Annotated in this window: 9 protein-coding genes; 6 read left to right on the top strand and 3 right to left on the bottom strand. The window is 70.5% G+C overall.

Translation table 11 applies throughout. The features are described from left to right. The 3 genes from OU415_RS23490 to kstD all read right to left on the bottom strand — a co-directional run. Positions 1–334 (bottom strand): hypothetical protein (locus OU415_RS23490; protein WP_270951263.1); only part of this gene is annotated, 334 nt, incomplete at its 3' end. Then, positions 334–1,470 carry a Rieske 2Fe-2S domain-containing protein gene (locus tag OU415_RS23485; protein ID WP_270951262.1) on the bottom strand — a complete coding sequence of 379 codons (1,137 nt, stop codon included), beginning with the start codon at positions 1,468–1,470 and terminating at the stop codon, positions 334–336. The genes OU415_RS23490 and OU415_RS23485, both read right to left, overlap by 1 nt. Then, positions 1,467–3,143 (bottom strand): 3-oxosteroid 1-dehydrogenase, encoded by a 1,677-nt coding sequence (gene kstD / locus OU415_RS23480; RefSeq protein WP_270951261.1) that lies wholly within the window; start codon positions 3,141–3,143, stop codon positions 1,467–1,469. Before kstD ends, OU415_RS23485 begins: the two co-directional genes overlap by 4 nt. A 144-nt stretch (positions 3,144–3,287) precedes the next feature. Here kstD and OU415_RS23475 point away from each other — a divergent pair, with 144 nt between their 5' ends. From OU415_RS23475 to hsaD, 6 genes are all read left to right on the top strand, one after another. Then, entirely contained in the window at positions 3,288–4,883 is a 1,596-nt protein-coding gene (locus tag OU415_RS23475) for an FAD-binding protein (RefSeq protein WP_270951260.1), read from the top strand. Next, positions 4,870–5,658 carry a 2-keto-4-pentenoate hydratase gene (locus OU415_RS23470; RefSeq protein WP_270951259.1) on the top strand — a complete coding sequence of 263 codons (789 nt, stop codon included), beginning with the start codon at positions 4,870–4,872 and terminating at the stop codon, positions 5,656–5,658. Before OU415_RS23475 ends, OU415_RS23470 begins: the two co-directional genes overlap by 14 nt. Before the next feature lie 154 nt (positions 5,659–5,812). Next, positions 5,813–6,745: an acetaldehyde dehydrogenase (acetylating) gene (locus OU415_RS23465; protein ID WP_270951265.1), complete on the top strand. Its 933-nt coding sequence runs from the start codon at positions 5,813–5,815 to the stop codon at positions 6,743–6,745. Beyond that, entirely contained in the window at positions 6,742–7,776 is a 1,035-nt protein-coding gene (gene dmpG / locus OU415_RS23460) for a 4-hydroxy-2-oxovalerate aldolase (RefSeq protein WP_270951258.1), read from the top strand. Before OU415_RS23465 ends, dmpG begins: the two co-directional genes overlap by 4 nt. Positions 7,777–7,844: 68 nt before the next feature. Further along, positions 7,845–9,017 (top strand): 3-hydroxy-9,10-secoandrosta-1,3,5(10)-triene-9,17-dione monooxygenase oxygenase subunit, encoded by a 1,173-nt coding sequence (hsaA, locus tag OU415_RS23455; protein WP_270951257.1) that lies wholly within the window; start codon positions 7,845–7,847, stop codon positions 9,015–9,017. Continuing rightward, the gene (gene hsaD / locus OU415_RS23450) at positions 9,017–9,838 is read left to right on the top strand and encodes a 4,5:9,10-diseco-3-hydroxy-5,9,17-trioxoandrosta-1(10),2-diene-4-oate hydrolase (RefSeq protein ID WP_270951256.1); all 822 of its coding nucleotides are present in this window, start codon (positions 9,017–9,019) and stop codon (positions 9,836–9,838) included. Before hsaA ends, hsaD begins: the two co-directional genes overlap by 1 nt. Positions 9,839–9,861: the final 23 nt, after the last annotated feature.

Genomic DNA, 9,861 nt, shown 5'->3' with positions numbered 1-9,861 from the left:
TTAACCCACCCCACGACCGGTCGGAGGTGTCCAGCCGGCCTTCGTCGGCGGCTGCGGCGATGCTGCGGCGCAGGTCGGGGCAGGACTCCGCGGGTTCGCCGGGGGAGCGGGACGCGAACACCGCGCACTGCTGGGTGCTCTCGGCGCTCCACTGGACGCTGGTGTGCTGTGGGCTGTTCTTCTTCGCCAGCACCGTCGTCGCGCACCGCTCGCACTGGACCGGGCGCAGGCCGTCGCGCAGGTAGGCGTCCCGGTCGGCGACCGTGCCCTCGCGGACCGCGTCGCGCTGGTGCGGGCGGTCGGCGAGGTCCGGTGCCTTGGCCCAGGTGGACATCAGCTCTGCGCCTCCTTGCGCGCCAGGTTCTCCGCGACCTCGCGCTCCCACGCCTCGTTGGCCCGGGTGGTGTCCACTTCGAACTCGAAGCGCGCCACCATGTCCTCGGTGACCTCCTCGACGTCCACGTAGAACTGGTCGTACCAGCGGCGCAGCTGGTACACCGGGCCGTCCTCCTCGCACAGCAGCGGGTTGTCGATGCGGGTCTTGTTCCGCCAGATCTCCACGTCCTGCAGGAATCCGACGCCGGTGTTCTTGGCGATCTTGGCGGCCAGCTTGTCGGCGTCCTCGTCGGAGAGCCCGGGCAGCTTCTTGACCAGCACGCCCCACTGCAGCACGAACGAGTCCGCGGTGATCGGGTAGTGGCAGTTGATCAGGATCGTCTCGATGGTGAAGCCCTTGTACTCGTTCCACAGCCGGTCGATCATGTACGACGGCCCGTAGTACGAGGCCTCCGAGCGGGCCACGTTGTCGCTGCCGGAGTAGCTGCCCGCGCCGATGTCGGGCCGGCCCTTGGTGGTCAGGTACTGGCTGGCGACGTGGCCTTCGAAGACGTTCTTGAAGTAGGTCGGGAACGCGAAGTGGATGTAGAAGAAGTGCGCCATGTCCACCACGTTGTCCACGATCTCGCGGCAGTTGGAGCCCTCGATGCGCACCGAGTCCCAGGTCCAGTTGCTCCACTCGTCGGAGTCGACCTCCGGCAGCTCCGGGATCGTCACGTGCTCCGGCGGCGGGTTGCCCTGCGGGTCGTTCCACACGAACAGCTGCTTGTTGCGCTCCATCGCCAGCCACGCGCGGGTGCGCGCCCGCAGCGGAACCCGCTTGGCGTAGGGGATTCCGGCGCAGCGCCCGTTGCCGGACCAGCGCCAGTCGTGGAACGGGCAGGCGATCGCGTTGCCCTTCACGGTGCCTTGGCTGAGGTCGCCGCCCATGTGCCGGCAGTACGCGTCGAGCACGTTCAGCTCGCCGTCTTCGCCTTGGAACACCACGAGTTTCGTGCCGAACGCCTCCACCGCGTGCGGCTGGCCGTCCTTGTACTGCTCGGCCAGGCCGAAGCAGTGCCAGCCGCGCGCGAACCTGGTGGGTGGCGTGCCGACGTCGATGGTGCGCACCTCGTCGTTGCTTGCCGCGGTCATCTCGTCCCTCCCGCTCGTTCCGCGCCGGATGCCAGGTGCCGGGCGGCGAGGTATCCGAACGTCATCGCAGGTCCGAGCGTTGCGCCCGGGCCCGCATAGGTGTGGCCCATCACGGCGGAGCTGGTGTTGCCCGCCGCGTAGAGCCCGTCGATGGGCGTGCCGTCCTCGCGCAGCACGCGCGCGTGCACGTCGGTGCGCAGTCCGCCCTTGGTCCCGAGGTCGCCCGGCACGATCTTCACCGCGTAGAACGGTGCGACCTCCAGGGCGGCCAGGCTGGGGTTGGGTTTGTTGGTCGGATCGCCGTAGTAGCGGTCGTACCCGCTCGCGCCCCGTTGGAAGTCGGCGTCGACACCGCTGCGCGCGAACCCGTTGAACCGCTCGACGGTGCTGCGCAACGCGTCGGCCGGGACGTCGATGCGCGAGGCCAGCTCGTCGATGGTGGGGGCGCGGTGGACGGCGCCGTGCTTGTACCAGCGTCCGGGGAACGGTTGCCGCGGGCCGAGCCCGGCGAACATGTACCGGTTGCGGTAGCGCTGGTCGGCGATCAGCCAGGTCGGCATGTTCTGCGCGGGCCCGTCGCCGGAGCCGTACATCGCGTGCACCGCGTCGACGTAGGGCGCCGCCTCGTTGACGAAGCGCTCACCTGCGCCGTTGACCAGGATGCAGCCCGGCAGGGTGCGCTCGGCGAGGCAGAACCACGGGCCGCCGGGCAGCGGCACCGACGGGCCCCACCAGGCGTCGTCCATCAGCTCCACGTCCGCGCCGAGCCGTTGCGCGGCGAGGATGGCGTCGCCGGTGTTGGCCTTGGCGCCGACGGTCCACTGCGTCCCGATCGGATCGCGCTGGTGCTGCTTGCGCATCACCTCGTTGTGTTCGAAACCGCCTGCTGCCAGCACGATTCCGCGTCGCGCGTGCAACGTCCGGCGCTCGCCGTCGCGTTCCACGACGACACCGGTGACCCGGTCGCCGTCCTGCTCCAGCTCGACCAGCGGCGTGTTCAGCAGCACCGGCACACCCGCGTCGCGCAGTCCGACCCGCAGCCCGGCGGTCAGCGCCTGGCCCAGGCCGAGCAGGTGCTTGCGGCGGGCTCGGGCGAACAGCCAGCGCAGCCCGACGCGCACGGCGCGGAGGGGACCGCGCGGGTGGCGGGCGAGCAGGTTGAGCCAGCGGAAGTCGGCCTGCGTGATGACCAGGTTCGCCGGTGCTTTGCGGTAGCCGCGTTCGAGGTCGGGGAGCAGGTCGCCGAGGAGCCGGCCGTCCAGCGGCGCCGGTTCGATCGACCGCCCGCCGACCCGGCCGCCGGGGGCTTCTGGGTAGTAGTCGGCGTAGTCGGTCACCCAGTGCATGCGCAGCGGCGTGCGCGGCAGCAGCTCGGCGAGCATCCGCGGCCCGGCGTCCAGGAACGCCTCCTGCCGCTCGGCGCTGACCGCGTCGCCGACGATGTGGGCGAGGTAGCTGCGCGCTGCCTCGGGTGTGTCGGTGATGCCCGCGTCGGCCAGCACGTGGTTGTTGGGTATCCACACGCCGCCGCCGGACCGGGCCGTGGATCCGCCGAACTTGGCGGCCTTCTCCACGACCACCGCGTCGAGCCCGTGCAGCGCGGCGGTCAGCGCCGCCGCCATCCCCGCGGCTCCGCTGCCGACCACCACGACGTCGAACCTGTCTGCGGTCATCGCACCTCCTCGCGATCAGCCTCGCGATCAATACTGAAACATGTTATAGATTTCTGCGCCAGTGGCGCTATGGTGTAGCCAGAAATCAGGCAGTTGTTCGCTCGAAGCCGTGAAGAGAACCTGTTTCAAACTGGTGAGGATGCGATGGCCCAGCGCAGCACGTTGCACGCCGATGTGGTGATCATCGGCTTCGGCGCGGCCGGGGCTTGCGCCGCGCTGGAAGCGGCGCACGCCGGGGCCCGGGTGGTGGTGCTCGACCGGTTCGGCGGTGGCGGCGCCAGTGCGCTGTCCGGCGGTGTGGTCTACGCCGGCGGCGGCACGCGGGAGCAGCGCGCGGCCGGGGTGTCCGATTCGCCCGAGGCGATGTTCGCCTACCTGCGGCAGGAGGTCAGCGACGCGGTCTCGGAGCGCACCCTGCGGCGGTTCTGCGAGGGCAGCACCGAGATGGTCACCTGGTTGGCGGAGCACGGCGTGCCGTTCGAAGGCAGCTTGTGCCCGTACAAGACCTCGTACCCGAGCAACCGGCACTACCTCTACTACTCGGGCAGCGAAGCCGCCGGCGGCTTCCGCGACGTCGCCCCTCCGGCCCCGCGCGGCCACCGAACCAAGGGCCGGGGGACGTCGGGGAAGGTGCTCTTCAACGCACTGGCCGCGGCCGTGCGGCGAGCCGGTGTGCAGGTCCTGACTCAGACGCGGGCGACCGAGCTCGTCGTCGACGCCGACGGGCGGGTCTGCGCGGTGGAGTGCGAGCAGCTGCGCGGAACGGCGGCACGCGAGCACCGGATGGTGAGTCGGGTGGCCGCGAAACCCGGTCTCTACGTGCCGAAACTGGCCCGGAAGCTGCACCGGCGCGCCGAGAGCTTGGAACGCCGCGCGGAACCGCTGCGGATCCACGCCGACCGCGCGGTGATCATCGCGGCCGGTGGGTTCGTGTCGAACCGGGAGATGATGCGCCGCCACGCACCCGCCTACCGCGCCGGGCTGCCGCTGGGCACCCAAGGCGACGACGGCAGCGGAATCCGGCTGGGGCAGAGCGTCGGCGGGGTACCGGACAAGCTCGACCGGGTGTCCGCATGGCGGTTCATCACACCGCCGAGCGCGCTGCTGTCCGGGCTGCTGGTCGACCAGCGCGGATCGCGCATCGGCGACGAATCCCGCTACGGCGCGGCGCACGGCCAGGCGATCGTGGAGGAGCACGGCGGACGCGCCTGGCTGCTCGTCGACCGGGACCTGCGCCGCCGGGCCAAGCACCAGCTGCGCAGCCAGACGGTGTGGTTCCAGCGGATGCAGGCGGAATACCTGCTGGCCACCGCGGCGACCGGCGACACGGTCGAGGCGGTGGCGCGCCGAGCAGGCGTGGACCCGGGACACCTCCAGGCCACTGTGGACACCCACAACGACGCGGCGCGGGCCGGGAAGCCGGATCCCGCCGGGAAACCGGCGGACTTCGTGCGGCCGGTGGACCAGCCGCCGTACTCGCTGCTGGACGTGTCGGTGCGACCCAGCACGGCCTACCCGTGCCCGGTGCTGACCCTCGGCGGCCTGCGCGTCGACGAGGACACCGGGCAGGTGCTCGACGAACGCGGCGATCCGGTCGCGGGGCTGTACGCGGCCGGGCGGTCGGCGGTCGGGATCTGCTCGAACTCCTACATCAGCGGGCTGTCCCTGGCCGACTGCGTCTTCTCCGGCCGCCGCGCCGGAGTCCACTCGGTGAAGGAGCTGAGCGATGCTGACAGTTGAGGCGCGCACCGAGATCGCGCAGCGCTTGTGGGACGCCGAGGTCCACCGCGAGCCGATCCCGCCGCTGGTGGAGACGCACCCGGAGCTCGACGCGGTGGACGCCTACCAGGTCCAGCTGCTCAACGTGCAGCGCCGCGACGAACCGGTGCTGGGGCACAAGGTCGGCCTGACCTCGCCGGTCATGCAGCAGATGATGGGCGTCTCCGAACCGGACTACGGGCACCTGCTGGCGAGCATGCGGCTGGCCGAGGACGAGCCCGTTCAGATCAGCCGCTACTGCGTGCCCCGGGTGGAGGTCGAGGTCGGCTTCCTGCTCGGCGAAGACCTGCCCGCCGAGTGCACCGAGGCCGACGTGCTGGCGGGCACCGAGGCGCTGGTCCCGGCGATCGAGCTGATCGACAGCCGGATCGCGGACTGGCGGATCAGCCTGGTGGACACCATCGCCGACAACGCCTCGTCGGCCGGCTTCGTGCTCGGCGAGGCCCGGATCGCGCCTGGCGACGTCGACCTCCGCGCGATCGACGCGACGCTGCTGTGCAACGGCGAACCGATCGAGCGCGGCCGGTCCGACGCGGTGCTGGGCAACCCGGCGACAGCGGTGGCCTGGCTGGCCCGCAAGGTGTCCGCCTACGGCGTCCGGCTGCGAGCGGGGAACGTCGTCCTCCCCGGCTCCTGCACCAGAGCCATCGACGTCACCCCGGGCGACATCTTCCGAGCCGACTTCCGGTCCGCAGGAGCCGACCTCGGCTCCGTGTCCCTGGAGTTCCGCTCGTGAGCGCGAAAGCCGGTTCCAGCCGGTTTTCGCACTCACGACCCATGACCTGCAGAAAGGAGGCGGGATGAGCAGTTCTGTGCCAACCCCGGACCACCTCAGCCGCACCTCAGGGGACCGTGACGCAAACCAGCCACAAGAAACCGCGAAACGCGAGATCGATCGCGAACGCGACCACCACTGTGAATCGCGGAGAGGCGGAACTGCGACTGCGGCGATTGTCGGGTCGGGGAACATCGGTACCGACTTGCTGTACAAGTTGAGCCGGTCCGCGCACATCGAGCCCAGGTGGATGATCGGCATCGATCCGTCCAGCGCCGGGCTGCGCCGGGCCGCGGACCTGGGTGTGGAAGCCAGCGCGGAGGGCGTGGACTGGCTGCTGGACAACCACCGGCCTGACGTCGTCTTCGAAGCCACCTCGGCGGGCGTGCACCGGGCCAACGCGCCTCGCTACGCCGAAGCCGGCATCCGCGCCGTCGACCTCACCCCGGCCGCGATCGGGCCGTACGTGGTGCCGCCGGTGAACCTCGACCAGCACCTCGACGCGCTGAACGTCAACCTGATCACCTGCGGCGGCCAGGCCACCATTCCGATGGTGCACGCGGTCTCGCGGGTGGTGCCCGTGGAGTACGCCGAGATCGTCGCCTCGGTGGCGTCGGTGTCGGCCGGACCCGGCACCCGCGCCAACATCGACGAGTTCACCCGCACCACCAGCACCGGGATCGAGGTGCTGGGCGGGGCGCAGCGCGGCAAGGCGATCATCGTGCTCAACCCGGCCGACCCGCCGGTGATCATGCGCGACACCATCTTCTGCGCGATCCCCGCCGATGCCGACACCGACGCGATCGCCGCCTCCATCGAGAAGATGGCCGCCGAGATCGCCGAATACGTGCCCGGCTACCGGCTGCTGGTGGAGCCGCAGTTCGACCCGCCGTCCGCGGCCACCGGCGGCAAGGCGCGGGTGGCGATCTTCGTGGAGGTCGAGGGCGCGGGCGACTTCTTGCCGCCGTACTCGGGGAATCTCGACATCATGACCGCCGCCGCGGTGCGGGTGGGCGAGCAGCTCGTGCGGAAGGAGGCAGTGCGATGACCGGTCTGCCCAGCACCTACTCCGATGCGCTGGACCTGCGCATCACCGACACCTCGTTGCGCGACGGCTCGCACCACAAGCGCCACCAGTTCACCGCGACCGAGGTGCGCGACATCGTCGCGGCGCTGGACGGCGCGGGCGTCCCGGTGATCGAGGTGACCCACGGCGACGGTCTCGGCGGCTCCTCGTTCAACTACGGCTTCTCCCGCACGCCGGAGCAGGAACTCATCACCATCGCCGCGGAAACCGCGCAGCGGGCCAAGATCGCGGTGCTGATGCTGCCCGGCGTCGGGGTCAAGGACGACATCGTGGTCGCCCGCGACAACGGCGCGTCGGTGTGCCGGATCGCCACCCACTGCACCGAAGCCGACGTGTCGGAGCAGCACTTCGGCCTGGCCCGCGAGCTCGGCCTGGAAACCGTCGGGTTCCTGATGATGGCCCACTCGCAGCCACCGGAGGTGCTGGCGGAGCAGGCGCGGATCATGGTCGACGCCGGCTGCCAGTGCGTCTACGTCGTGGACTCGGCTGGCGCCCTGGTGCTGGAGCAGGTCGCCGAGCGGGTCTCCGCGCTGGTCGCGGAGGTGGGCGACCAGGCGCAGGTCGGGTTCCACGGGCACGAGAACCTCGGTGTCGCGGTGGCCAACTCGGTGGCCGCGGCCCGTGCCGGCGCGGTTCAGATCGACGGCAGCGCAAGGCGTTTCGGTGCCGGGGCGGGCAACACGCCGGTCGAGGCGTTCGTCGGGGTGTGCGACAAGCTCGGCATCCGCACGGGCGTCGACTTCTTCGCCATCGCCGACGCCGCCGAGGACGTGGTGCGCCCCGCCATGCCGGAGGAATGCCTGCTGGACCGCTCGGCGCTGATGATGGGCTACGCCGGGGTGTACTCCAGCTTCCTCAAGCACGCCGCCCGCCAAGCCGAGCGCTACGGCGTCAGCGAGGCGGAACTGCTGGTGAAGGCGGGCGAGCGCAAGCTCGTCGGCGGCCAGGAGGACCAGCTCATCGACATCGCGCTGGAGCTCAAGCGCTCGTGAGCGCTTTGGGGCGCCACAGCACCCCGAAGTGCTCACGAAGGTAACGAGATGCGGAAACGGGAGCGCCGATGAAGGACAGTCGAGCAGTCGTGGAACGGGTCCGGGGACTGCTGCCCGACCTGCGGGAACGGGCGCAGCGAGCCGAGGAGCTGCGCAGGATCCCGGACGAGACCATCGCGGACCTGCAGGAGATCGGGTTCTTCTCGCTGCTGCAGCCGGAGCGCTACGGCGGCTGCGAGGCCGACCCGCTGGAGTTCTACACCGCGGTCAAACTCCTCGGCAGCGCCTGCGGATCCACCGGGTGGGTCGCCTCGATCCTCGGGGTGCACCCGTGGCACCTGGCCCTGTTCCCGCAGGAGGCGCAGGACGACGTCTGGGGCGCGGACCCGAACACCCGCATCTCCTCGTCCTACGCGCCGATGGGCAAGGCGAAGGTCGTCGACGGCGGCTACTTGCTGAACGGGCGCTGGAGCTTCTCCTCCGGCTGCGACCACGCCTCGTGGGTGTTCGTCGGCGGCCCGGTCGAGGACGGCGACGGCAAGCCGGTGGACTTCTGCACCTACCTGCTGCCGCGCGGCGACTACCGGATCGAGGACGTCTGGGACACCGTCGGCCTGCGCGGCACCGGCAGCAACGACGTCGTGGTGGAGAACGCGTTCATCCCGCAGCACCGGGCGCTGAGCTTCATCGCGATGTCGCAGAACAAGTGCCCCGGTCACGAGGTCAACACCTCGGCGCTGTACCGGATGCCGTGGGGCACGGTGCACCCCTCGACCATCACCGCGCCGATCATCGGCATGGCCCAGGGCGCTTACGACGCGCACGTCGACCACCAGGTCAAGCGCGTGCGGGCGGCGTTCGCGGGGGAGAAGGTCAAGGAAGACCCGTTCGCCAAGGTGCGGATCGCCGAAGCGGCCAGCGAGATCGACGCGGCCTGGCTGCAGCTGACCCACAACCTGTCCGAGGAGTACGAGCTGGCCAAGGCCGGTGAGGAGATCCCGTTCTCGCTGCGGCTGCGCGCTCGTCGCGACCAGGTGCGGGGTACCGCGCGGGCGATCTCGGCGGTGGACCGGCTCTTCGAGAACTCCGGCGGTCGCGCGCTGTGGTCGGGAACCCCGATCCAGCGCTTCTGGCGCGACGCCCACGCCGGCCGCGTGCACGCCGCCAACGACCTGGAACGCGCCTACCTGATGTTCGGTACCGGAGAATTCGGCCAGCCAGTGAAGGACACGATGGTCTGATGGTCACTTTCGACAGCACGAGCCGGACGACGAAGCTGCCGTCCGGGCTGACCTTGCACCACCACGAGGCCGGCGACCCGGCCCAGTCCACTGTGGTCATGTTGCACGGAGGTGGTCCTGGCGCCTCGTCGTGGAGCAACTTCTCCCGCAACATCCCCGTTTTCGCCGAGCGCTTCCACGTCATCGCGGTGGACCAGCCCGGCTTCGGGCGCTCGGACAAGCCCACCGAGCACGGCCAGTACTTCACGCACAGCGCCTCCGCGCTGCTCGAACTGCTCGACGAGCTCAGCGTCGAACGCGCGCACCTGCTCGGGAACTCGCTGGGCGGCGGCACCGCGGTCCGCTTCGCGCTCAACCACCCGGACCGCGCCGGACGACTGGTCCTGATGGGGCCGGGCGGGTTGAGCCTGAACGTGTTCGCGCCCGATCCCACCGAAGGCGTGCGCAAGCTCAGCGCGTTCGGCGCACCACCGGGCCCGAGCAAGGAGAAGCTCGCGGACTTCCTGCGGACGATGGTCCACGACCAGTCGCTGATCACCGACGAGCTCGTCGAGGAGCGCTTCGCCGCAGCGTCCACGCCGGAGTCGCTGGCCGCGATGCGCGCCATGGGCGCGTCGTTCATGCAGCCCGACACCTACGAAGAAGGCCTGCTGTGGCGGGAGGTGCACCGGCTGCGGCAGCGGGTGCTGCTGGTCTGGGGCCGCGAGGACCGGGTCAACCCGCTGGACGGCGCGTTGCTCGCGCTGAAGCTGATCCCGCGCGCGCAGCTGGAGAAGTTCGCCGAATTCAACCGGATCGCCCAGGACTTCCTGCTCGACTGAGGTCCTGGCACGTGGGAGGAGGC

Source organism: Saccharopolyspora oryzae (assembly GCF_027853915.1).
In the GTDB taxonomy this organism is placed as follows: domain Bacteria; phylum Actinomycetota; class Actinomycetes; order Mycobacteriales; family Pseudonocardiaceae; genus Saccharopolyspora; species Saccharopolyspora oryzae.
This window is presented reverse-complemented; position numbering and strand designations above follow the sequence as displayed.